19 protein-coding genes are annotated in these 24,842 nt (G+C 38.3%); 7 read left to right on the top strand and 12 right to left on the bottom strand.

Annotated features, from left to right (window positions below; all coding sequences use genetic code 11):
* Positions 1 to 22 precede the first annotated feature (22 nt).
* Positions 23 to 847 carry a hypothetical protein gene (locus tag ASC84_RS08495; RefSeq protein WP_056513632.1) on the top strand — a complete coding sequence of 275 codons (825 nt, stop codon included), beginning with the start codon at positions 23 to 25 and terminating at the stop codon, positions 845 to 847.
* Between the two features lie 130 nt (positions 848 to 977).
* Here the strand turns inward: ASC84_RS08495 and dld are convergent, their stop codons facing one another.
* The 5 genes from dld to ASC84_RS08470 all read right to left on the bottom strand — a co-directional run bounded on the left by dld (position 978) and on the right by ASC84_RS08470 (position 8,080).
* A complete protein-coding gene (dld, locus tag ASC84_RS08490; RefSeq protein WP_056513629.1) occupies positions 978 to 2,675 on the bottom strand; it encodes a D-lactate dehydrogenase in 1,698 nt (565 codons plus the stop codon).
* A gap of 311 nt (positions 2,676 to 2,986) precedes the next feature.
* The gene (gene lldD / locus ASC84_RS08485) at positions 2,987 to 4,141 is read right to left on the bottom strand and encodes an FMN-dependent L-lactate dehydrogenase LldD (RefSeq protein WP_056513625.1); all 1,155 of its coding nucleotides are present in this window, start codon (positions 4,139 to 4,141) and stop codon (positions 2,987 to 2,989) included.
* Between the two features lie 2 nt (positions 4,142 to 4,143).
* A complete protein-coding gene (lldR, locus tag ASC84_RS08480) occupies positions 4,144 to 4,887 on the bottom strand; it encodes a transcriptional regulator LldR (RefSeq protein WP_034618110.1) in 744 nt (247 codons plus the stop codon).
* 30 nt (positions 4,888 to 4,917) lie between these two features.
* Positions 4,918 to 6,588, bottom strand: coding sequence for an L-lactate permease (lldP, locus tag ASC84_RS08475; RefSeq protein ID WP_171252536.1), 1,671 nt, complete (start codon positions 6,586 to 6,588; stop codon positions 4,918 to 4,920).
* 574 nt (positions 6,589 to 7,162) lie between these two features.
* The gene (locus tag ASC84_RS08470) at positions 7,163 to 8,080 is read right to left on the bottom strand and encodes a DMT family transporter (protein ID WP_056513620.1); all 918 of its coding nucleotides are present in this window, start codon (positions 8,078 to 8,080) and stop codon (positions 7,163 to 7,165) included.
* A 152-nt stretch (positions 8,081 to 8,232) separates the two neighbouring features.
* On the opposite strand from ASC84_RS08470, the gene ASC84_RS08465 reads away from it, so the two are divergent.
* Complete coding sequence (locus ASC84_RS08465; protein ID WP_004724903.1) at positions 8,233 to 9,084, top strand: LysR family transcriptional regulator; 852 nt, start codon at positions 8,233 to 8,235, stop codon at positions 9,082 to 9,084.
* Positions 9,085 to 9,519: 435 nt separating this feature from the next.
* Complete coding sequence (gene argG, locus ASC84_RS08460) at positions 9,520 to 10,863, top strand: argininosuccinate synthase (RefSeq protein WP_004724905.1); 1,344 nt, start codon at positions 9,520 to 9,522, stop codon at positions 10,861 to 10,863.
* An 80-nt stretch (positions 10,864 to 10,943) separates the two neighbouring features.
* Here the strand turns inward: argG and ASC84_RS08455 are convergent, their stop codons facing one another.
* The 4 genes from ASC84_RS08455 to icd all read right to left on the bottom strand — a co-directional run bounded on the left by ASC84_RS08455 (position 10,944) and on the right by icd (position 13,957).
* The gene (locus ASC84_RS08455; RefSeq protein ID WP_004724907.1) at positions 10,944 to 11,174 is read right to left on the bottom strand and encodes a hypothetical protein; all 231 of its coding nucleotides are present in this window, start codon (positions 11,172 to 11,174) and stop codon (positions 10,944 to 10,946) included.
* Positions 11,175 to 11,475: 301 nt separating this feature from the next.
* Complete coding sequence (locus ASC84_RS08450; RefSeq protein ID WP_056513617.1) at positions 11,476 to 11,832, bottom strand: hypothetical protein; 357 nt, start codon at positions 11,830 to 11,832, stop codon at positions 11,476 to 11,478.
* 166 nt (positions 11,833 to 11,998) lie between these two features.
* Positions 11,999 to 12,490, bottom strand: coding sequence for a DUF2867 domain-containing protein (locus ASC84_RS08445; protein WP_056513614.1), 492 nt, complete (start codon positions 12,488 to 12,490; stop codon positions 11,999 to 12,001).
* Positions 12,491 to 12,700: 210 nt separating this feature from the next.
* The gene (gene icd / locus ASC84_RS08440) at positions 12,701 to 13,957 is read right to left on the bottom strand and encodes an NADP-dependent isocitrate dehydrogenase (RefSeq protein WP_056513610.1); all 1,257 of its coding nucleotides are present in this window, start codon (positions 13,955 to 13,957) and stop codon (positions 12,701 to 12,703) included.
* 804 nt (positions 13,958 to 14,761) lie between these two features.
* On the opposite strand from icd, the gene ASC84_RS08435 reads away from it, so the two are divergent.
* Complete coding sequence (locus tag ASC84_RS08435; RefSeq protein WP_004823065.1) at positions 14,762 to 16,054, top strand: MFS transporter; 1,293 nt, start codon at positions 14,762 to 14,764, stop codon at positions 16,052 to 16,054.
* A gap of 279 nt (positions 16,055 to 16,333) precedes the next feature.
* Here ASC84_RS08435 and ASC84_RS08430 read toward each other — a convergent pair whose 3' ends face one another.
* Positions 16,334 to 17,428 carry a DUF6670 family protein gene (locus tag ASC84_RS08430; protein ID WP_056513606.1) on the bottom strand — a complete coding sequence of 365 codons (1,095 nt, stop codon included), beginning with the start codon at positions 17,426 to 17,428 and terminating at the stop codon, positions 16,334 to 16,336.
* Positions 17,429 to 17,868: 440 nt separating this feature from the next.
* On the opposite strand from ASC84_RS08430, the gene ASC84_RS08425 reads away from it, so the two are divergent.
* Entirely contained in the window at positions 17,869 to 18,657 is a 789-nt protein-coding gene (locus tag ASC84_RS08425) for a pseudouridine synthase (protein ID WP_004823066.1), read from the top strand.
* Between the two features lie 258 nt (positions 18,658 to 18,915).
* Here ASC84_RS08425 and ASC84_RS08420 read toward each other — a convergent pair whose 3' ends face one another.
* Positions 18,916 to 21,147, bottom strand: a complete 2,232-nt coding sequence (locus ASC84_RS08420) for an NADP-dependent isocitrate dehydrogenase (protein ID WP_004823068.1) — start codon at positions 21,145 to 21,147, stop codon at positions 18,916 to 18,918.
* 54 nt (positions 21,148 to 21,201) lie between these two features.
* On the bottom strand, positions 21,202 to 21,573 hold the full coding sequence (locus ASC84_RS08415; protein ID WP_056513603.1) for a hypothetical protein: 372 nt from the start codon (positions 21,571 to 21,573) through the stop codon (positions 21,202 to 21,204).
* Between the two features lie 262 nt (positions 21,574 to 21,835).
* Here ASC84_RS08415 and ASC84_RS08410 point away from each other — a divergent pair, with 262 nt between their 5' ends.
* Together ASC84_RS08410 and ASC84_RS08405 are read left to right on the top strand one after the other, a co-directional pair.
* Positions 21,836 to 24,292, top strand: coding sequence for an acyl-CoA dehydrogenase (locus ASC84_RS08410; RefSeq protein WP_056513600.1), 2,457 nt, complete (start codon positions 21,836 to 21,838; stop codon positions 24,290 to 24,292).
* A 159-nt stretch (positions 24,293 to 24,451) separates the two neighbouring features.
* Positions 24,452 to 24,838, top strand: a complete 387-nt coding sequence (locus ASC84_RS08405; RefSeq protein ID WP_004823072.1) for a carboxymuconolactone decarboxylase family protein — start codon at positions 24,452 to 24,454, stop codon at positions 24,836 to 24,838.
* The last annotated feature ends 4 nt before the right edge of the window (positions 24,839 to 24,842 follow it).

Below are 24,842 nucleotides of genomic sequence, written 5' to 3'. Positions count from 1 at the left end.
AAATAAGAAAAGGCATCACGTTATGAGCCACCCGGTATTTTTAACCAGTTCTACCTTTAGCCATATGCCACAAGGTAGTCAAAATCAATGGGCTGAGTTTTTTCAAAGCGCAACTTTTGAACTCGAAGCAAATGCATTCATTCCGATTTTATGGTTTATGCTGTTTAAGCAAGAAAATATTTTCTGGACAAGATATATAGATGATCTTGATATCAACGATGAACGCAATCAAATTGATCTAGAAGAACGCCAAGAGGATTTTGGTGAGAGTCAATATGCTTATTTAGTCATTGATCAACAACAAGCACTTCTCAATTTAGCAGATCGAAAACCCTTATTTATAGAAACTTTTGGTGCAGAGAACAGTTACCATTTTGAAGATTTTAAATCTTTAATCGAACAACATTATCCTGAGTATGTTTTATTGCGCACCAGTGGTTTGCCCTTGGATTTAAATGATGCCCATTTCTTAACCCAATTGTTACAACACATTGAAAATTCGGCACAAGATCATTCACAACAACTTTCTTTTATTGAAATGCAACGTATCGAGCTTGCTCGTTTTGATGATCATCCCTATTTCTTTTATGGTGTGAATCTACATGACCCTATTCACGATTTAAATACCAAAGAAGACCTGTCCACACCAGATCAAATTGACCCTGCTTCATCTCAACAACCTTTAGCAACTTCGGGGTTGGCGATTTGGATTTGTACAGCCATCGTTGTGATCTTAACCATTGCAATTTGGTTTACCACACAATCCGCACTTTATGCTGTTGTTACCTTCTTTATCAGTGCTTTTGTGCTTGGATTTATTTCTTCTAAATTAGGCGAACAGAAATAAAAAATAGCCATGCTTTTTTGCATGGCTATTTTATTTAGTCAAATAAATGAGTTCGTCATCTAGCAGTTTTTAAAAGACTGTTTATATGTGAATCACCATAAACAAACCAAATTAAAACGACTCAATATTATTACTTCCAGTATTTTAATTTACTGGTCTGCCCAATGCCGACATTAAAGCTATTGGTCGGATCAAGCTTTTGATAATGATTTTTTAAAATAGGCTTTGCAATATACAAATGCCCTACATTGTGTTCCGCAGGATATTCTGCACCACGGTTATCCAGCAAATGCCACATTTGATGTTCCATCGCCAAAGGATCTACCCCTTTTTTGACTATATAATCTTGATGAAACACATGACAGAGAAAATGTCCGTAATACAATTTATGGGTAATTAAATCATCCATCTCTTGGGGTAAAGTTTCTACCCATTCACGGTCGTTACGGCGTAAAGCAATATCCAGCGCAACAATATCTTCAACTTCCGAACGATGCGTATCACGATAACGAATTGCTGCACCTGCCACTGCGAAACGATGTAAAAAAGCCTTACGCCCTTCTTCATCCGTACAACGGAAAAAATCACCTGATGTTTTATGTTGAAAATAATCTTTTAAAAAAAGTTCAACTTGCTCAACATCCTGATTTTCGATACGAATCATCAAATGATGTTCATATAAATCACGAAACTCATTCATCCGTTTTGGCAAATGATTGGGCAACAGTTTAGTCACCATCTGCAACACTTTATCAGACAAACTACGTAAGCCAATTTTTTCGAGATATCCATCCACTTTATCTTTTAGTGCAAATGCAGCAGGCACTTTTGCCGTACCAAATTTTTCGATAAACATGAACGTATCTTTGCCATATTCAGCACCAATATCATAGGCAACACGATGAATGTATTCACCCGCAATCGGTAATCTTGGCAAATCTTTGAGTAAGAAACGACGGATTTCCGTCAAATCATCATGTGAGTTGGTTCCCACATAAAATACCTGACTTGGAATTTTTTCAAAGGTGTCTAAACGTACTGCAAAGACACAGACTTTACCTGCAGAACCTGAAGCTTCAAATAAACGTGATGGATCAGCATTGAATCGTGCAGGTGTATTTTCATCGACCTGTTTAACATCATGCGCATAACGATGGTCAGAAGCACAACAACTCGCATTATTAATAACATCATTGAGTTGATAGTTTTTATTTTCGAGTTTTGTTAAAATTTCTTCAGGTGTTTCACCCAAATTCACACCCAAGTGATTAACCAACTCTAACTCACCAGACGCATTGACCCGTGCATAAAGTGCCAGTTCAGTATATGCAGGACCGCGGCGAACCAATGCTCCACCTGAGTTATTACATATTCCACCTAAAACCGATGCACCAATACAAGATGATCCAATCACTGAGTGCGGCTCACGATTATAGTGTGCCAACTCTTTTTCAAGACGATCTAAGGTTGCACCAGGTAAGCAAATCACTTGCTGACCTTGGTTAATCACTTGTATACCCGCCAAACGACGTGTACTCATTAAAATAACTGGTCGGTCGTAATCATCACCAAAAGGTGTTGAACCACCCGTAAGGCCAGTATTTGCAGCTTGCATAATCACAATACAGTCCGCATTTACAGCAGCTTGTAGCACTTGCCATTGTTCAAACAAAGTTCCGGGAACCACAACAGCCAGCACTTGCCCTGAGCCATAACGACGCCCCTGACGATACAAGCGGGTAGCATGATCATGGGTTAAAACGTGTTGCTGACCGACGATGTTGATCAATTGCTGAATGGTGTGTTGTGAATCAATATTAGATTGCATTTTCCCTATCCTATTGATGAACCCTTATTCAATCTCATTCAATAAGGCATTCATTCCGACAGCGTTTTTCAATATTATTTGTATTGAGGGATCAACGATCAGTTCAAGCTACTTTTTTTGCTGAAAAGTAGCTTGAACCATGCTTATCCGCAAAACTTGTTAAATCACATCTTTTCATTTGATGCTTTGTAAATACATCATGTTATAAGGTCGTTCTGCCTCAAAACACTTCAGATGAAATTTGCATGGATGACATTTGCGTCTATCAAATTGAACACTGTCATTTAGCTTGATGACGTATCAAAAATACATCACGCATCCAATGCTTTGTCTAACTTGACTAAACAATCGGCGTTAATGTCAGCAATTGTTTTGGCGCCCGTCAAAGTCATTGCGACACGCATTTCTTTGTCAATTAATTCAAGCAGATTTGAAACGCCTGCGCCACCCGCTGCCCCTAATGCATAGACAAAAGCACGTCCGAGCATGCAGGTATCTGCACCCAATGCCAGCATACGAACCACGTCCAAACCATTACGAATACCAGAGTCAGCAAGGATTTTAATATCCCCTTTGACGGCATCTGCAATTGGCGGAAGCGCACGCGCAGATGATAAGACACCATCTAACTGACGACCACCATGGTTTGATACTACAATACCATCGGCACCGAAACGTACTGCATCTTTGGCATCTTCAGGATCAAGGATCCCCTTAATCACCATCGGGCCATCCCAAAATTCACGAATCCACTCAAGGTCTTTCCATGAAATAGACGGGTCAAAGTTATTGCCCAACCAACCGATATAATCTTCAAGTCCAGTCGGCTTTCCTAAGTATTTGGAAATATTACCTAAATCATGTGGACGACCCAGCAAACCGACATTCCAAGCCCAATGCGGATGGAAACACGACTGCATGTAACGACGCATCGCTGCATTTGGACCACTCATACCAGAATGTGCATCACGATAGCGTGCACCAGGTACAGGCATATCAACAGTAAACACCAAAGTTGAGCAGCCTGCAGCTTTGGCTCGCTCTAAAGCATTTTTCATAAAGCCACGATCACGCAGCACATATAACTGAAACCATATTGGGCGGTTAATTGCTGGTGCAACTTCTTCAATCGGACAAACAGACACGGTCGACAAGGTAAAAGGAATGCCCTTTTTATCTGCCGCCACAGCAGCTTGAACCTCACCACGACGTGCATACATACCTGTTAATCCAACAGGAGACAATGCAACTGGCATAGATAAAGTTTCATCAAACAATTTTGTTTCTAGGCTTAGCTGCGACATGTCATTTAAAACACGTTGCCTTAAAGCGATTTTTGATAAATCTTCTACATTTCGTTTTAGTGTATATTCCGCATACGCACCACCATCAATATAATGAAAAAGAAATGGTGGTAAACGACGTCGCGCGGCTTCACGATAGTCATTAGCAGAAGAAATAATCATGCTCATATCCTGTTTAATCGGCTCGCACGCTGACGACGGGCTTCTTCCTCATCAATCATACGCACTTGCTGTACTACAAATTCTATATGTCCACAGACCGCATCTCTTGCAGCATCTGGATCATGACGTTCAATTGCATCCATCACTTTAAAATGCTGATCATGCAATTGATCAAATCGATGTGTTTCTGAGTACACTTTGCGTCTACCCAAGAGCACGTTAAACTGCAACAGATCAAAAACGCCCCGCATCATCTGTATCAACACTAAATTGTGCGATGCTTCAGCAATCGCCAAATGAAATTTAGCATCGGCAAGTGAAGCTTGCTCATCATCACCAATCGACTGAAAATATGAAATCTGATCATAATATTCGCGAATCTGAGCCAGATCTTTAGGTGTTGCACGTTGTGCCGCATACCAAGCTGAACCACCTTCAAGGATTGTTCGCGCCTCCTGCACATCAAAACGATATGCTGGGTCTTCATCAATCAAATTACTTAAAGATTCAACAATCTGGTTTTGCGACCAGTTCACCGGGAATTGTTGTAAATAGGTCCCCGCCCCCCCTTTACTGACTAGCATTCCAGTACTGGTCAGTTGAGAAATCGCTTCTCTTAAAGAGGAACGGGATACGCCCAGTTGTTCACACAACTTTCGTTCAGCAGGTAAACGTTCTCCGACTTGCATGTTTTTTTCTTCAATTAACATACGAAGGCTTTGTACCACTTTGTCAGAGACTTTCATCTGCTTTCCTCATTCAGTGACGTTTTATGCTCATGGAATCATCCATGGGAACACATAAGCTTGTAGTGTAATAATAATACCGATCATTACAGTAAACGTTATACTGTGTTTAACCGTAAAACGGAACAGATCAGACTCTTTACCTACCAGCCCCACCGCCGCACATGCAATTGCAATCGACTGAGGAGAAATCATTTTCCCAGTGACACCACCACTGGTATTTGCAGCAACCAGTAATACTTCTGGGACACCAATTTGTTGCGCAGTCGTGGCTTGTAATGCCCCGAATAAAGCATTTGCAGAAGTATCCGAACCTGTAAGGAATACACCTAACCATCCTAAGAATGGAGAGAAGAATGTAAATGCTTGCCCCGTATGTGCCAATGCCAAAGCCAAGGTTGCAGACATTCCTGAATAGTTAGCAATAAAAGCAAATGCCAACACCATACCAATCGAATAAATTGGAATTTTTAATTCATTAATGGTTTCAGCAAAAGTAACCACTGCTTCTTTTGGCTTCATTTTTAAGAAAATAATAGTAATGATTGCAGCAATAATAATTGCGGTACCCGTCGCTGAGAACCAATCAAATTTATAAATTGCATCATAGTCTTTTACTTCAGCAACAACAGGTGGCATCTTTTGAATCATTTGATGCAAATACGGCACTTTGATAGAAATCACTAAATCATGTAGTGCACCATCTTTGATAAATAAATCCTTAAATGGTTTTACACTCCAGATTGTGACCATCACAGTTAAAATCGCAAATGGAGACCACGCTTTGGCAATTTGAGCAAGGCTATATTTTTGCTGTTTTTGTGCAGCAAGATTTTCGCTCATGCTGTCATCTTCATTTGCAAAACGGAAGATATGCTTTGGCTGCCAATATTTTAATAAAATCGTTAATGAAACCAAAGACGCAATTGAAGCGGTAATATCGGGTAATTCTGGACCCACAAAGTTTGAAGTCAAATATTGTGCAAGCGCAAAAGAACCACCACCGACAATCACAGCAGGCCAGGTTTCTTTTACACCACGCCAACCGTCCATAATCGCCATGATCCAGAACAGCACAATTGGAACCATAAATGGCAACTGACGTCCAACCATCTGACTGATTTCCATTGTTTCTACACCAGAAACCTGTCCAGCCACAATAATTGGAATCCCCATTGCACCAAATGCCACAGGTGCTGTATTCACAATCAAACATAGACCAGCCGCATAAAGCGGTTTAAAACCAAGCCCCACCAATAATGCCGCAGTAATCGCAACAGGTGCACCAAAGCCAGCTGCACCTTCCAAGAAGGTACCAAAAGCAAAGCCAACAAAAAGCATTTGCAGACGTTGGTCTTCCGTAATCGACAAAATCGAAGAACGAATAATATCGAACTGCCCTGTTTTTACTGAAACTTTATATAAGAATACTGCGCCAATAATGATCCAAGCAATTGGCCATAAACCATAAAAGAAACCATAGACCAATGATGCCAATGCCATCATCGTTGGCATTTGATAAGCAAATAATGAAACCAGTAAAGCCAATACAACTGTAATTGTCCCCGCAACACTTCCTTTCATGCGGAATACAGCAAGGGCTAAAAAGAAAAAGATAATTGGTATCAGCGCAATGGCACTGGATACCCATATATTGCCCATCGGATCATAAATCTGTTGCCAATGTTGAAGCATTGTCATCTCCTTGAAATGCTTGCTAGAACGTGGAATGTCATTGGATCATCCATTTATTTCTCAATAATTGGTATGACCAATTTAGCTTTAAATTAAAAAATTTTGCACTAACTGCCACTTAATATTAATTTTTGCTGATTTAAAGATCAATAGTTAACACCAAATTAATTATTTGGTATGACCAATATTGCAAATATTTCGACCTATTCACAGACTAATCCTTCAGATTTCAGAGCATTCAAATCGAATAAATCATTTGTTTTATATTGTATTTTTTTAAATTAAACCAATTTTATACAACTTTAGTCGTATGCTATTTTTTAATGCACTTTTTAGTAACACTAATTTAAGTTTATTATCGGGTTTGAAAATACTGAAAAACTCAAATTAGTCAGACCAATTTAAAAAACATTTAAAATAATGACTAAGACATCAGCTAAACAAACAAAGATCAAGTAAAAATAGAAAGTAAAAAAAGCAAAATCAATGAACTTTCACTGATTTTGCTTTTACTTTAATTGAAAAATTACATAAAAATTTAATTAACTATAAATTAATTCAACAATGTCCACTCATTGATTTAACGATGCTCACAACTTAACAAGGTTGCAGGTTTTTTCTTGATTTTAAGATTTAAAGAACTTGAAATAATTCCTGAACAAATAAACGCAGCACCGATAATAATGTTGATTGTAATCGGCTCATGCCAAAGCACATAACCAAAAAATAAACTTAGAATAGGAATACACATGATTGAAATAGACGCAACAAAGGTATCTACCTGACTCACAATCCAATTCCACAAGGCAAAGGCAAAACCAGTTCCAATCACAGCAATATAGAACAGGATTGAATCATTCAGCGGATTCATCCAAACTTTAACATCTACAGGTTCAAAAATTAAAGCGCCGATCAGAATCACCACCCCACCCATCAGCAATTGCCAAAAGGTCAATTTGATTTTGTCATAAGTTGCAAAATTCTGTTTGATATAAACTGTGGTTAAAGCCCAGAAGAAGCCTGACAAGATTAAGAAAGCTTGACCAATTAACGATAAATTCAAATGAATATGATGTAATTGTGGCCAAAGAATCGCAATCAAGCCCAATGTGCCAAGAACCAACCCAATCATTTTTTGGCTATTTAAACGCTCATTTAAAATATAATGCGCCAATACACCAATAAAAATAGGCATAGTAAACACTAAAACCGCAGACAATCCCGAATCAACAAATTGCATGGCAAAGGTTTGTGTTGCATAAAAACCAATACAAATCATCAAACTTGAGATCATCAGTTTTTGCCATTCACCTTTTGCGGGTAAAACGGATTTTCTTAACAGTACTTGAACCAACATAAGGGTAAGCGCAGCTAAGATTAAACGTGTAGAAATAAATAAGAATGGCGGAAATATTTGCAAACTATGTTTGACCAATCCCCACAAAGATCCCCAGACGAGACACAATAATACAATTGCACCAATCACTCGAAGATTCATTTGCTGTACTCAACAGATGGAAAGTACATAGAGTATAGAAAATAAATGACATCATGAATAATGCTATGTTTTAATGTACACATCATTTTTTTTGATGCTAAAGTAGATATTTTAGTATCAGCACTTATTCAATGCATTATTGAGGAATTGAAATGAATATCGATATGGGTGATATCAAATCATTTGTGACTGTTGCTGAACTAAAAAGCATTACAGCAGCAGCAAATAAGCTCAATTATTTACAATCGAATATGACAGCAAAAATAAAAAAGATTGAAAATCACTATAAACGTCAATTATTCATCCGAAAACCCAAAGGTGTTGAACTGACCGAATCAGGAATGAATTTATATCAGCAATACAAAAAAATGATCTTCACATGGGAAGAAACAGAAAATAAAATCTATCAGCAGGAAAAATATTTACGCTTTGGTACCAACACCAGTTTAGGCGGAATGCGTTTCTACCCGTCTTTTAGCCAACTTTATGAAACCTACCCTGAGCTTTCAATCACCATGAAAACAGGTGCTACAGGCTATATTGAAGATGAAATTTTACGCGGAAACCTAGATATCGCTTATGTTTTAGGTCACCCAAAACAGAAAAATATCCAGTATATTCAAAAGGCAGATGATCAATTGGTGATTATTGGAAAAAATGTCATCAACCATGACAGCCTTGAAGACTGTCTCAATCATCAAAATATTTTACTTGCCTCAGAAGAATGCTGTTATGCAACCACTTTAGATCATATTTATACAGACTATCATTTAACCAAGGGTGAATTAACCCATATTTATGATCATGAAGCCTTAGTCAATTTCACTCAATTGGGTATGGGAATTTCAATGATTGCAAAGTCACTGATCAAAAAATTTAATATTCAATATTATCGAGAAACACCCGAACAATATCGAGATATTGGATTCTATCTGATAGCACGAAGTGAACATGTATTTACCCCGATTGAAAAGCAGTTTATTGGTTTAAATGATCAGCTATGATCCCAAACGAATCAGATAAATTGGGTTAACCCTATACATCCAATTTATCTTACTTTTAACATAGGTCAATCCGCAGCTTGCCATTTGGTCTTACGCACATTCAGCAAATCAGCAGCCCTATACAAGTACCCATTGGAAATCCAATCAAAAATAAACATCCAATAATGGTAGACATCAATCTCCCCATTTCACTACCCTTTTCAACTTCCTATTAAATTTCACACCTCGTTAATTTGACTTTTCTTATAAGTTTTTAAATGGGGTGCATGGGTCATTTAAGTAAATTAATTTCGCTCTATAAATTGTCATTTTTTCAATGTTAACCTTCAAATCCAATAAAACATTGATTGAAAAAGTGCTACAATACTGCGTTTATAAAATTCTCTTTGGCCACCCATGTATGTGGTGCCTCTTTCGAAATAGTTAGGACGAGCAATGACTGATAATGCAACGATCTTGCAGAATGTACCAGTAGGCAAAAAAGTGGGTATCGCCTTTTCTGGTGGTCTAGATACTTCAGCAGCTTTATTGTGGATGAAACAAAAAGGCGCAGAACCTTATGCTTATACAGCAAACTTAGGTCAACCTGATGAAGATGACTACGATGCAATTCCGCGTAAAGCTGAAAACTATGGTGCTGTGAAAGCCCGATTGGTTGACTGCCGCTTACAACTTGCATTGGAAGGTATTGCTGCAATTCAATGTGGTGCATTCCATATCAGCACTGGTGGTGTTCCTTATTTCAACACAACACCATTAGGTCGTGCAGTAACAGGTACAATGCTTGTTACAGCAATGAAAGAAGATGATGTTAATATTTGGGGTGATGGTTCAACCTATAAAGGGAACGATATTGAACGTTTCTATCGTTATGGTTTATTAACCAACCCTGCACTTAAAATTTACAAACCTTGGTTAGATCAGCAATTTATTGATGAATTAGGCGGTCGCGCTGAAATGTCACAATTCTTGATCGACAATGGTTTTGATTACAAAATGTCGAAAGAGAAGGCCTATTCAACAGATTCAAACATGTTGGGTGCAACTCACGAAGCAAAAGATCTTGAATACCTCAATGCGGGCATCAAAATCGTTGAGCCAATTATGGGGGTTGCGTTCTGGAAAGAAGACGTAAAAGTTGAAGCTGAAGAAGTTTCTGTAACGTTTGAAGAAGGCTTCCCTGTTGCATTAAATGGCAAACGTATTGAAGACCCTGTTGAATTCATTCTTGAAGCCAATCGCATTGGTGGTCGTCATGGTCTAGGTATGTCTGACCAAATCGAAAACCGTATTATTGAAGCAAAATCTCGTGGCATCTATGAAGCTCCAGGAATGGCGCTTCTTCATATTGCTTATGAACGTCTTGTAACGGGTATTCATAACGAAGACACTATTGAACAATATCGTATCAATGGTTTACGTCTAGGTCGTTTATTGTACCAAGGTCGCTGGTTCGATTCGCAAGCATTGATGCTACGTGAAACAGCACAACGCTGGGTTGCTAAAGCAATCTCTGGTACTGTGACTTTAGAACTTCGTCGTGGTAATGACTACACGATTATGAACACTGAATCAGAGAACCTCACTTATGAAGCTGAGCGTTTAACCATGGAAAAAGGTGATTCAATGTTTAGTCCTGCTGACCGTATCGGCCAATTGACTATGCGTAATCTTGATATCACGGACACCCGCGCAAAACTTGGTATTTATACCAATACTGGTTTATTGGCTGTCGGTACAGGATCTGCGATCCCTCAGTTGAAAGACAAAAATAAATAATTTTTGATGAAAAACAAAACCGCCAAATTTGGCGGTTTTTTTAGCTTTAACCTTAATGACTTTTCATTAAAGATTGCTTATCAAGACACTGCATTCTTAGTTTCAGGCTGCGATAAGTTTTGTTGCTCTAATTTTTGCTGTTGTTTTTGCAACTCAATCTTTTCGGCGTGTTCTTGGCGAATCTGATCATATTCTCGTTTGGTTTCAGCATCACTTTTAGCCGCAAGAAAAGCCATTCCAACTAAAAATACTGGAAATAACAATGCTAATGTCGCAAAGATATAAAATTTTTTCGAACTTGTCTGTGACATAAATTCAAGGCTTTCAATAAATTTAACTGGGCTTGTTAATATAACAGAATATTTCCATCCAATACATTACTCACCTACAGCCATAGGATTACAATCCCCTATTTATTTAAAGCGAAAAATTTAACTAAAAAGCATATTACCTTGTGATTCAGAAGCCTAATCAATCACTTTCACCAGTACTCTTCATCAATTAAATTATTCTTATATTGCATTCATTTCCCAAACTGCTTTAATAAAAGCTAATTTAATAAAAACCAGTTGCCCATAAAACAAAAACTATCTAAGCAAATTTAAAAAACAATTAACGATTTTTCGTTTGCTTATAAGCCTCTTGCGCTATAGCCAAACTTTTCTTTTTGCCTTCAACTGTATCTGGAATCTCATTAGATGTTCCATTACCAGAATGGCGTTGCAGGTGTTGCTGTTGAGAATACTGATGCATTTCAGACTGAGTTTTTTGTTGCTGTATCGAAGTTTGGTTTGCAGTTCGCTGGGTTAATTTTTGTTGAAGTTGTTGCTGTGGATTTATAATAGCAGTTCCAGCACAGGGTCTAGATTGATAAGTTACTGAACCTTTTACCACACATTTGTGTACGTCTTTAGCAAATACATGATGAGAAATCCCTAAAGCTAAGATAACCAACAATACTTTTTTCACAACCAACACTCCATTTAAGTTTCAACAAAATATCAACAAATGATTTAAATTGCTATTTACACAGGAGTTTTCTTATTCACAGGAGTTTTCATCTACAATTAAGGTATAAATATGACTTTTTTTGCCAAGTTTTACAGCATTTTGTCATACGTCAAATCCTTCAGTTTCAAGATTTAATTTGAAGGTTTTTAAGTGATTGCTGAACAATAAAACCATGAACCATAGAAACAGGCAGCATATAAATTTTCCCAAAAAGATTATATGTCACTACACTGGTACATATCGTTAATTCATTTCTAAGCTCATCATATTCCTCGATTTGTAAAGCCAGCAATACACTCAAATGCTTATCTGTTGACTGTAAAAAAAGCTCACGATCAGAAACTTTAACCACATCAAAAAAATCTGCTTTCCCACCAACTTGAAGTGGTTTAGTTGATTCACCAAAGCCTTGAATAGGTTGCACACCACCTAAATGCCGGCTTAAAAAATCCCTTAGCTTAAACGCAGCCCTCAACCAAACTGGCGGCTTACTGGTCATTAGATAATAGGCTTGAGTACTGGTAAGATTTTTATCAATATATTGCTTGGCTTCGTGTAAAAAATTTAATTGATCAAGTGGAGCAACCAGTATTTTAGGATCTTTTTCTATGTTCATTCGATTAACCCCTTAAAATATAATTAATATTTTTTCAAACAACCGCTAAAAACAGTCTACAGTAATCAGTTGTTAGTGCAATTACTCACAGCCTAAAGTTTAATAAATATACTTAGATTCTAGAATAAAATAGACAAACCATAAATAACAAAAAGGCCTGCACTTGGCAGACCTTTGATTATACTGACTTTAGTGCGTTTATCTTTTTAATTAGCTATCCATATTTTCAATAATCGCTTGACCGAATTCAGAACAACGAAGCAAAGTTGCACCTGGCATCAATCGCTCAAAGTCGTAGGTAACAGTTTTCGCAGCAATCGCTCCCGATACACCTCGAATAATCAAATCAGCAGCTTCAATCCACCCCATATCACGAAGCATCATTTCCGCAGAAAGAATAATAGAGCCTGGATTTACTTTATCTTGGCCTGCATATTTTGGTGCCGTACCGTGAGTCGCTTCATATACCGAAATTGCACCACCAATATTTGCACCCGGCGCAATACCAATACCACCTACTTCAGCTGCCAACGCATCAGAAATATAGTCACCATTTAAGTTAAGTGTCGCAATCACAGAGTATTCAGAAGGACGCATTAAGATTTGCTGTAGGAATGCATCTGCAATCACATCTTTAATAATGATCTCTTTACCCGTTCTTGGATTTTTAATTTTTACCCACGGGCCACCATCAATCAGCTCGCCACCAAAACGATCAATTGCCAGTTCATAACCCCACTCTTTGAACGCGCCTTCGGTATATTTCATAATGTTGCCTTTATGCACTAAAGTTACACTCGGCTTATCATTATCAATCGCAAACTGAATCGCTTTACGCACTAAACGCTGAGTACCTTCTTTCGATACAGGTTTAATACCAATCCCACAGTTATCTTCAAAACGAATCTTGGTTACACCCATTTCTTCTTTTAAGAATTTAATGACTTTTTTCGCTTCAGGAGAATCCGCTTTCCATTCGATACCTGCATAGATATCTTCGGAATTTTCACGGAAAATCACCATGTCAGTCAATTCAGGGTGTTGAACAGGTGACGGTACTCCTTCAAACCAACGTACAGGGCGTACACAAACATAAAGGTCGAGTTCTTGGCGTAAAGCGACATTCAATGAACGAATACCACCGCCCACAGGCGTAGTTAATGGACCCTTAATCGAAACCACAAATTCCCGCAGCGCCTCAAAAGTTTCTTCAGGCATATAGGTACCGTAGATTTTATCTGCCTTTTCACCACAGTAAACTTCCATCCATTCGATCGAACGTTTGCCACCATAGGCTTTTTGAATTGCGGCATCTACAACAGCTTTCATGGCTGGAGTAATATCAACACCAATACCATCCCCTTCAATAAAAGGAATGATTGGATGATTTGGAACATTCAGTGACAAGTCTGCATTTACAGTAATTTTGCTACCATCAGCAGGTACTACGATCTTCTGATAACCCATTGTTCAGGTTCTCCCTTTTATTATAGTTGGCAAATCCAAAATAATTGCCAAATAGACAATACTTCTAACCATTCTTAGCGCATATCAGTCTAGTCTAATTCGTACATTTTTTGAGATTTATACGAGGAATAACAACATTTCTCTACTGAATAAAGCACAATGTTCCATTATTTAATGTTATTTAACCCGTCATTTTTTATATAAATCAATATTCTCAATCATTCCTAATGCTTAAAATAAAAATATTAGCCTTGCTTTTCCATGCACATAAATTTTCCAAGAATCAGATCTTTAAAAGTGAGAGCTACTATACATTTTCACTATAAACATTATTTCTAATTTTTTGATTTTATATTCGCCATTTAATTTAAAAATCTATAACATTTTGACAATAGATTGATGACCAAACCAGCCACCTTAAAACCACAATATATTCATATATTTCATTGCATTAAATTATGCACCACAATAGATCACAAACAAAAAAACGTACTTTTATTTTTATTATTGGTGTTTTTTGCCATTGCTTTATATTTTAAAAAAATAATTTTCACAAAACCACAATCAAGTTAAGATTAATTACAAAAGTAATTCACTTTTACTATATGTTTTCACATGAATTTTAATTAAAAAATAAATCAAAATTCATTTTTTAATTCCTTCTGCCTATCCTATGGCCTCCAATCAAATTAACCATCTTTGCAATTATTATTTAGTCTTAAAATCTTTAACATTATTCCTGTTTTTTAAATCGTAATGAATTTTGAATTTATTGTGATTCAACCTATCTCATGGATGTAAATAATGGATAAAACTTACACTAAAGAAGAGAAGCGAGGCCGTATACGCGGTATCGTCGGCGCAGCTTCAGGAAACTTAGTAGAATGGTTTGATTTTTATATTTATGCTGTGTTTGCGGCATATTTCACTAAAGCATTAACTGCACCTGATATGGACTCCGGTACTCAAGCAATTTATGTATGGGGTGTCTTTGCAGCCAGCTTCTTTATGCGACCAATTGGTAGCTGGGTTTTCGGACGAATTGCCGATAAACATGGCCGTAAAAAATCAATGGTCATTTCCATCTGTCTTATGGCAGTAAGCTCTTTCTTATTTGCCGCACTCCCAACCTATGAACAAGTTGGAATGGCAGCACCTTTCCTACTTTTACTTGTTCGCCTGCTACAGGGTTTATCTGTAGGTGGTGAATATGGTGCTGTAGCAACCTATATGAGTGAGCTTGGCTTAAAGGGTCAACGAGGCTTTTTTGCTTCTTTCCAATATGTCACCTTGTCGGGCGGTCAATTATTAGCAAGCTTGCTCGGTGTTATTATGCTGGCATTCCTATCAGAGCAGCAATTGCTTGATGGTGGCTGGCGTATTCCTTTTGTCATTGGTGGTATTGCTGCAATTATCTCCCTACTTGCACGTAGCCGTTTAGAAGAAACATTATCTAGCGAAGACAGTGATAAAGAAGAATCTGGAAGCTTAAGTGAACTGTTTAAGAATCACTGGAAAACCTTCTTATTGGTTGTAGGTTATACCTCTGCGGGTTCCCTCACCTTCTATGTAATTACAGTATATTCAAAGACTTACCTCACCAATATGGGTGTGGATAGTAAGACTGTCGGATTCATTATGACAGCTTCACTCTTTATCTTTATGCTTGCACAACCAGTGTTTGGTGCTATTTCTGACCGCATTGGCCGTCGTGCTGCAATGCTTGCGTTCAGTGGTACAATGGCGATTTTCATCTATCCAGTCATGGTGATCTGGATGCCACATTTCAGTTATTCACCATTGATGGTTGCTCTGTTACTTATTTTCCTCATGATGTTGCTTAGCTTCTATACCTCTATCAGTGGATTGGTTAAGGCAGAAATGTTCCCACCACATGTTCGTGCATTGGGTGTTGGTTTCTCTTATGCAGTGGGTAATGCAATCTTTGGTGGTTCTGCGCCATCTGTTGCACTACAGTTCAAAGCAGCAGGTATTGAAAGTACCTTCTTCCTTTATGTGATTGTCATGTTAGTGATCTGTTTCTTATGTAGTTTTAAATTACCGAAAGAGCCGGAATATCTAAAACATGACCACTAACTAAATAACATGGTTAAGCCATTATTAATAGCTTGTGATCACTGATTAAAATTTGAGATCTACACTATTCAAATAAGCTGTACTACCCAAAGGTGGTACAGCTTTTTTATTATAAGGCTTAGGTTCAACGGATGCTGTTTTAAAGTTACTATTGAATATTAGTCGCCTATGTTTTAGCAAAAAAATCTGCTCACTTCCATGTCCTTTTTCCTCAATAGTCATAGCATGTTTTTTATCTTTAATTTTTTTGGCTATAAAAATAACAAGAAAATATCACGATTAACGTCTATCAATATATTCCATATACCCACGGCCTGTTATTTTTAAATCATTAAATTCACCTTCCCACACATACGAAGTCACATAACCCGCAGCTAAGCCAAAACAATATGGCGTATCCACAGTTGCATTGATTTCGAGTATTTTTTTATGATCATGATATGCAATCCATTTAAACTGATCAGGCACTTGCATTGCATATCCATCAGGTGTTATTTCTTTATTGTCCTTAAACTTTGTGACCTCAAATACAATATCTCCATTGTATTGGATAGAACGACCATCTACATGTCGGTAATATACCGAGGTCAATATAGGCTGCGACTCATAACAAATCATCGCTAATAATAATTGCTGTTCTGCATCGATATTAATGACTTGATAGCTAAATATTTTTACTGGTAACTGGACATTCTCTGCTAACCATTTATTTTTAAGTACCGAAGTCGCTACAGCTTTCCACGACTCTAGCGTGCAAAGTCCTTGTATTTTTATACTCTTGTCTTTTTGAGTCAGAGTTCCCTCATATCTCATTAAAACACTGAAATGTTTATAAAATGGGCCATAAGCAAACCAAGAAATTGCTTTTGTTGGCTGAAGTCGAATATTAACGTGCAAATCCTCTCTATTGCTGACCAAAAAATACCCTTTAGCATCGTCTTCATACAATATAGATTGATCGTTAAAATTCACAGAAAAAGGATTTTGACTAAATTTTATATCGTCTTGTACAGAATACGTTGTATAAGCTTCTTCTGTTGTAGACAAGGCTGTTCCATGCACTAAAGAGGCTGTATCGCCCTTACCTCTAGCTGACATCTGATATTGCATATCTGTGATTGGAAATCCGACATATCCAATAACTGAAGCCCAAGATAAATAACGAAATGGTTCAGGCAAATCAGGAATCATTACCCCATAATGCGTACTTCCATATCGTTTATAGTCTACATGCGGACTTAGCTCATACTCTCTTGGTAACTTAGCTTGTCTTTCAGGACTAACTGCACCCAATAAAGCACCTGATATCTTTGCAATCTTCTTGTGTATTTTTTCACTCATTCCCAATGGCGGCAGCTTGCTACTCACTTGCATGGTTTACCTATACTACTTTTTATATTAAGCATCCATCTTATAATTTGCCTTTAAATTGTATATATCAATTCGACAACGATTATTGTCTAATGAGGACATCAGGATTAAGTAAAAATATAGTAGTCCGAACTATAAAATTTTAGAGAGGTCGTTGAAAATTGGCCCAAAATTTAAACCCAAAAATGTATATCGCTTATTCAGTTGCTTAAGATAAGCTCTAGCAAGATAAAACCACCACCACCACTCTAAAAAACCTCATACCTTCACCTAAGAAAAATGTATTTACAACTCAGCCTAGGTAAATAAATAAAGTTGAAGAATACAAAGCGTAATCTGATATAGTAGCGCACATATCGTAGTCTTTATCTTTACCCAACTCTCTTCAAACGGGTAACTTTATCAAACTCAAAAATTTTATTGATATTTATTAGTGGTCTAAAGTGAAAATTGTCATTCTTAATAAACCTTATGACGTCCTCTCCCAGTTTCGTAAAGACGAAGCACATATGACGATGTCTGACTTCGTAGATGACTCGACTTTGCGTTTGGCGGGTCGTCTCGATATGGACTCTGAAGGTTTAGTTTTTTTAACTGATCATGGTGGTTTAAATCAATACATTACCAACCCTGCCAATAAGAAATTTAAAACTTATTTGGTGCAAGTTGATGGTGATGTGACTGAAGAAGCCCTAGAACAGTTGCGTAAAGGTGTTGAGCTAAAAGATGGTATGACTTTACCTGCGCAAGCGAATAAAGTTGAACAACCTGAATGGTTATGGGATCGTGATCCACCAGTACGTTTCCGTGCCAATATTCCAACATCTTGGATTGAAATTTCTATTTGTGAAGGCCGTAACCGTCAAGTCCGTCGTATGACTTCGGCTGTTGGTTTTCCAACTTTACGTTTGATCCGTACCAAGATTGGTGCAATTGATTTGGTGCAAATGGGTTTACAGCCTGGTGAAACTAAAGAAATTGAACCATTACTTTACCCAGACTTCCAAAATATTCCAGCAGATGAACCTTATCGCTCACGCTCTTATGTGAAGAAACCTGGCGGTACAGGCGGAAAACCAATTGTTCGTAAGAATAAAGATGGTTCAACAAAGAAATCTGGAACTAAACGTATCTGGCAAATGGAAGATGGTGAAAAACCACGTCGTAAGACCAATGGTACCACCCGCCCAAATACCAAAGCACCACGTGGTCGTGGACGTAATGGTCGCTAGGATTTAGTCCTTCTAAGCTATAAAGCAATTGCCGCTTATTGTAAAAATGCCCAATGAAATTCATTGGGCATTTTTATTTTATAACCAAAAAAACTCAAGACCAATTAAAACCAATCGTCCCCTTATCATTTAAATTGATTCATGCATAAACTTGCAAATAAATAACTTAAACAAAGACTTACTACCTCAATAAAAAAGCCGATGCGTATGCATCGGCTTTTCTCACCAACAAGATCGTTGGTTTATAGCATTTAAAACTTAAACAGTTGCAAGTGTAGCGTTAAGCGTCGCACTTGGACGCATAACAGCTTCAACCTTAGCGGTATCAACTGCATAGTAACCACCGATATCCGCTGGCTTACCTTGAACAGCTGCAAGCTCAGCAAGGATTTTGTCTTCGTTCTCATCCAATGCTTTTGCAAGTGGTGCAAACTTGGCTTTTAATTCAGCATCGTCATTTTGTGCAGCAAGTGCTTCAGCCCAGAACTTCGCAAGGTAGAAATGGCTACCACGGTTGTCAAGCTCACCTGTACGGCGTGATGGTGACTTGTCGTTATCCAACAATTGACCAGTTGCTTGATCCAATGTTTTCGCCAATAACTTAGCACGCGCATTGTCTTCTTTGATACCTAGCTCTTCTAAAGAAACAGCCAAGGCCAAGAATTCACCAAGAGAATCCCAACGCAAGTGGTTTTCTTCTACAAGCTGTTGCACATGCTTAGGCGCTGAACCACCCGCACCTGTTTCGTACATACCACCGCCCGCCATTAACGGAACGATAGACAACATTTTCGCAGAAGTACCCAATTCCATGATTGGGAACAAGTCAGTTAAGTAATCACGTAAAATGTTACCAGTCACTGAAATTGTATCTAAACCACGAGCAACACGTTCAAGCGTATAACGCATTGCACGTACTTGTGACATGATTTGGATATCAAGACCCGCTGTATCATGATCTTTCAAGTATTTTTGTACTTTCTTGATCAATTCATTTTCATGTGGACGGTATGGGTCAAGCCAGAAGATTGCAGGCATACCTGAGTTACGCGCACGCGTTACCGCAAGTTTTACCCAGTCACGAATCGGTGCGTCTTTCACCTGACACATACGCCAGATATCGCCTTCCTCAACATTTTGTGACATCAACACTTCACCAGTTTCAAGATCTGTGATGTTTGCAACACCCGCTTCAGTGATCTCAAAAGTTTTGTCATGTGAACCGTATTCTTCAGCTTTTTGCGCCATCAAACCAACGTTTGGCACAGTACCCATAGTACGTGGGTCAAAGTTACCATTCCACTTACAGAAATTAATCATTTCTTGGTAGATACGTGCGAATGTTGACTCTGGCATAACGGCTTTACAATCATACTGCTTACCATCAGCACCCCACATTTTACCGCCGCCACGAATCATCGCTGGCATAGATGCATCCACAATCACATCATTTGGTGAATGGAAGTTGGTAATGCCTTTCGCTGAATCCACCATTGCAAGTGCAGGACGGTGTTCTTGGCAAGCGTGAAGATCTTCAATGATCTCTTCACGTAATGATGTTGGTAAAGTTGCGATCTTCTCATAAAGACCAGCCATACCGTTATTGACGTTAATACCTAACTCATCAAATAACTTAGCGTGCTTTTCAAATGCTTCTTTATAGTAAATTTTTACACAGTGACCGAACACGATCGGGTGTGAAACTTTCATCATGGTTGCTTTTACATGCAACGAAAATAAAATGCCTGCTTCACGGCAATCATCAAGTTCTTTCTCATAGAAATCGCAAAGCGCTTTCTTGCTCATAAACATTGAATCGATGATTTCGCCATCAAGTAATGCAACTTTTGGCTTAAGCACAATGCTCTCACCATTTTTGGTGATAAGTTCCATTTTTACGTTACGCGCACGGTCAAGTGTCATTGACTTTTCACCGTGATAGAAATCGCCCTCATCCATATGCGAAACATGTGTTTGTGACCACTGTTTCCATTCGCTCATTGAATGTGGATGTTTCTTCGCATAGTTTTTCACTGCTGCAGGTGCACGACGGTCAGAGTTACCTTCACGTAACACTGGATTCACCGCTGAACCAAGGCACTTGCTATAACGTACCTTAATTGCTTTTTCTTCTTCAGTTGTTGGATTTTCAGGATAGTCTGGGATTGCATAACCCTTTGACTGAAGTTCCTTAATACATGCGCTCAACTGAGCAACAGATGCACTGATATTTGGGAGTTTGATAATATTAGTGTCTGGATCTTGAGTAAGACGCCCTAAATGCGCAAGGTTGTCAGATACTTTCTGTTCATCGCTTAAGTATTCCGCGAATTCTGCAAGAACACGAGCAGCTACAGAAATATCAGTTTTGACAATCTCTACGCCAGCTGGCTTAGTAAAGGTCTCAATGATCGGCAGTAGCGAATAAGTCGCCAACAATGGCGCCTCGTCAGTCAGTGTGTAAATGATTGTTGACTTTCCACCAGCCATATATAGCCCCTTGCTTTAAATTGTGTTTTGAGAACCGAGCTTATGACCCAGCCCTTACGAACCGACTTGCTTAAATTTAACCCCAAGAGTATCAGCCTTCCTGGTATTACAGTCAACGTAAGATCTGTGATAACGACATTTCGTAAAAAAATGGTACATCACAAATATTGCATTAATATCAATATTTGCACAAAAATTAAGCATTTTCTTGTAAAAATAGCCATTCCGACCAAGAGCAACAACAATCCATGCCGTATTGTGCTTTATTGTTTTAAACATTAAAAATTTTATCTTGCTGATTCTTACAAACTGAGCAGCAAATTGAAAGCCATTAAAAACACATCGACGCGCTTCAGCGACATAAAACAAGCCAAACAGCACAAACAAAAAATCGGCTAGATACTGTTTAAATTTTAAACCATTCAAGTCTGTCTAAAAAGTGAATACGCAAATGAATGGAAAATTTATTTACTCCCCCCAATACTCTGGTCACGATATGACAATAAATATGCTTTGGTTAACTTATACTCACAAAACAACAATACTTTTACCTTGAATAGTAAGTGAAAAAATCGTTATTAATAAATTACATGTTTGATTTTTCATCATATCATTGATGGAAGAATAACCTTCAATGATGTATTTCCGATCCCAAAATTAATATTAAAACTGTAGAGGTAATATGTTAATGCTATTACTCATCGCAATACTTATTCAAATCATCTCACTCTGGGCCGTTTTCTTTTTTGCACTTCATCGAACAGTCGGAAGTATCACTACGATTGTCATTGCAATTCTGAGCGCTGTGATCAGCCCGTGGTCTCTCATCCTTGGTCTTCCGCTCATTCTCATCAGTTTAGTGTTACTGATTGAACCACTGCGAATGCAAGTTTTGACTAAACCGGCCTATAAAACATTAGCCAATGCAATGCCAAGCATGAGTACCACTGAACGTGAAGCATTGGATGCGGGTACCAGTTGGTGGGAAAAAGAATTATTTATGGGGGCGCCAGATTGGGAAAAATTTAACAATTATCCCTACCCGACGCTTAGCAATGAAGAGCAATCTTTTTTAGATCATGAGGTTGAACAACTCTGTCAGTTGCTAGATGAATGGGAAATTCATCAAAATAAAGACCTGAACGCAGAGACATGGCAATTTATTAAAGACAATGGCTTTTTTGGACTCATCATCCCTAAAACCTATGGTGGTCGTGAATTTAGCTCTTTTGCACAAAGTCGCATTATGAGCAAAATTGCTTCACGTTCTTTAACCACCGCTGTAACCTGTATGGTGCCTAACTCATTAGGACCAGGTGAGCTCTTACTGAATTATGGTACAGACGAACAAAAAAATCGTTATTTGCCCGGCTTAGCCAAGGGTGAGGAAATTCCTTGTTTTGGACTCACCAGTCCTGAAGCGGGTTCTGATGCTGGGGCGATTCCAGATACTGGCGTGGTTTGTTATGGGGAATTCGAAGGTCAACAAGTGCTTGGCTTAACAATGAATTTCTCAAAACGCTGGATTACCCTAGCACCCGTTGCAACAGTAGTCGGTCTCGCCTTCAAACTGTATGACCCAGATGGCTTATTGGGAGATAAAACTAAAACTGAGTATGGTATTACCTGTGCTCTTATACCCGCCTCTCATGCAGGCGTAGAGGTTGGACCAAGGCACCATCCGGGTGGTTCCCCATTTATGAATGGTACAGTCGAAGGTAAAGATGTCTTTATTCCGCTTGACTGGATTATTGGTGGCGCAAAAAATGCCGGGAATGGCTGGCGTATGCTGATGGAATGTCTGGCTGTTGGACGTGGTATTTCACTTCCTGCACTTTCTACAGCCGCAGGTGAAATGACGTATTTATCTGTAGGTGCATTCGCTAAAATTCGTCAACAATTTAAATTATCAGTAGGTAAATTTGAAGGGGTGCAAGAAGTTAGTAGTGACATCGTCAGCCATACCTATATGTTGGAAGCTTTTCGCTATTTAGTCACTTGCGGTTTAAATCAAGGTGGCAAACCCGCTGTTATGACCGCGATGGCAAAATACTATGCCACTGAAACGATGCGAAAAATCGTCAATCATGGTATGGACATCACTGGTGGTCGTGGTATTCAACAAGGTCCGCGTAACTTTCTTGCCAATATGTATCAAGCCATTCCGATCTCGATAACGGTTGAAGGGGCAAATATCTTAAGCCGTTCGTTGATGATCTTTGGTCAAGGTTCGATGCGTTGCCATCCTTATTTATTTGAGGAATTACAACTGTTACAGGCCGAAGATAAAGCCTCTGCCTTAAATACATTTAACACCATGTTATATCAACATTTAGGCTACACCTTAAACCGTGGCGCGCGTGCGTTCACTTATGGATGGTTTGGGGCAAGTAGTCAACGACCTGACTCATCAGATGCCTTTACTCAACCTTATTATAAAATCATCAATCGATTCAGTACTGACTTCGCCCTAACCGCAGATATGTGTCTTGGACTGTTAGCCGGTGATATTAAGCGTAAAGAAATGCTCTCAGGGCGATTAGCTGATATTCACTCCAAAATGTTTATTGCGACAGCCATTCTCAAATTTTATGAAAATGGTCAAAGATCCTCACAAGAACAGGTACATGCCAAACTTGCATTAGACGAAACGCTTTATGATGCCCAAGAAGCATTTTATGGCTTATTTGATAATTTTCCGATTCAAATTGCATCAAGTCTGGTTAAATTTGTTTGTTTCCCATTTGGTCGACCGATCAAAAAACCGAGTGATCGTCAAAAGAGTGAAGCAGCGGAACTGATCATGCAAGATAACCCGTTCCGAGATTATTTAAAAACGCAGGTTTATTATACTGTTGATCCGAATGATGCTTTTGGACGAATGGAAGCCACCTTCAATCTACTCACAACTGTTGAAGACGATTGGAACAGCTTTAAAAAAGCGGAATCTAAAGGTGAATATCAAGGGCTAACATTTGAAGAGCGCATACAGGATGCAGTCACTCGTGGCTTAATCAGCGATGATTTAGCCACAAAATTAACCCAATATAATGCACTTCGTTATGACAGTATGCTCACAGATATTTTTGATGAAAAATTAGAGCAGGTGTTGGTATTAGAAAATCCTCATCTTCACTCAACTTAAATCGATTTGGCAAATGTCATTTAAGAAATAAGACGATATAAAACCTTAACCATAAACAGCGATTCACCATCGCTGTTTTTTAACATAGACATATTGCCAATGGGTTATTTAACTATTTCGGTATAGTGTTAAAAATATAATAGCTGAGGAAAAAAGACGATGTCTCAACAAGATTATGAAAATGGCTTAAAAGTCCGTACAGAAGTGATGGGGGAAAGCTTTGTAAAACGCGCTCAAGACAACACTGTTGCTTTTACAAGACCTTTGCAAGACTGGATCAATGAGCATGCATGGGGTTCAACTTGGCAACGTGAGGGTGTTTTACCACGTAAATACCGCTCTTTGATTACCATTGCATTTTTAGTTGCACAAAAAAGCCCAACCGAACTAAAAGGTCATATTCGTGGTGCATTGAATAATGGCGCAACAGTTGAAGAAATTCAGGAAGTGTTATTACACAGTTTACCTTACTGTGGCGCACCCACAACCCAAGAAGCATTTCGTGCAGCGCTTGAAGTCATCAATGAATACCAAAAAGAATCATAGACAA

Source organism: Acinetobacter sp. Root1280 (assembly GCF_001425285.1).
In the GTDB taxonomy this organism is placed as follows: domain Bacteria; phylum Pseudomonadota; class Gammaproteobacteria; order Pseudomonadales; family Moraxellaceae; genus Acinetobacter; species Acinetobacter guillouiae.
The sequence above is the reverse complement of the archived record's forward strand: the minus strand, read 5'-3'. Positions and strand labels throughout refer to the sequence as shown.

Coding starts and splice junctions, on each gene's coding strand:
- ASC84_RS08495 (WP_056513632.1), top strand. CDS start 23: ATGAGCCACCCGGTATTTTTAACCAGTTCTACCTTTAGCCATATGCCA.
- dld (WP_056513629.1), bottom strand. CDS start 2,675: ATGCAATCTAATATTGATTCACAACACACCATTCAGCAATTGATCAAC.
- lldD (WP_056513625.1), bottom strand. CDS start 4,141: ATGATTATTTCTTCTGCTAATGACTATCGTGAAGCCGCGCGACGTCGT.
- lldR (WP_034618110.1), bottom strand. CDS start 4,887: ATGAAAGTCTCTGACAAAGTGGTACAAAGCCTTCGTATGTTAATTGAA.
- lldP (WP_171252536.1), bottom strand. CDS start 6,588: ATGACAATGCTTCAACATTGGCAACAGATTTATGATCCGATGGGCAAT.
- ASC84_RS08470 (WP_056513620.1), bottom strand. CDS start 8,080: ATGAATCTTCGAGTGATTGGTGCAATTGTATTATTGTGTCTCGTCTGG.
- ASC84_RS08465 (WP_004724903.1), top strand. CDS start 8,233: ATGAATATCGATATGGGTGATATCAAATCATTTGTGACTGTTGCTGAA.
- argG (WP_004724905.1), top strand. CDS start 9,520: ATGACTGATAATGCAACGATCTTGCAGAATGTACCAGTAGGCAAAAAA.
- ASC84_RS08455 (WP_004724907.1), bottom strand. CDS start 11,174: ATGTCACAGACAAGTTCGAAAAAATTTTATATCTTTGCGACATTAGCA.
- ASC84_RS08445 (WP_056513614.1), bottom strand. CDS start 12,490: ATGAACATAGAAAAAGATCCTAAAATACTGGTTGCTCCACTTGATCAA.
- icd (WP_056513610.1), bottom strand. CDS start 13,957: ATGGGTTATCAGAAGATCGTAGTACCTGCTGATGGTAGCAAAATTACT.
- ASC84_RS08435 (WP_004823065.1), top strand. CDS start 14,762: ATGGATAAAACTTACACTAAAGAAGAGAAGCGAGGCCGTATACGCGGT.
- ASC84_RS08430 (WP_056513606.1), bottom strand. CDS start 17,428: ATGCAAGTGAGTAGCAAGCTGCCGCCATTGGGAATGAGTGAAAAAATA.
- ASC84_RS08420 (WP_004823068.1), bottom strand. CDS start 21,147: ATGGCTGGTGGAAAGTCAACAATCATTTACACACTGACTGACGAGGCG.
- ASC84_RS08410 (WP_056513600.1), top strand. CDS start 21,836: ATGCTATTACTCATCGCAATACTTATTCAAATCATCTCACTCTGGGCC.
- ASC84_RS08405 (WP_004823072.1), top strand. CDS start 24,452: ATGTCTCAACAAGATTATGAAAATGGCTTAAAAGTCCGTACAGAAGTG.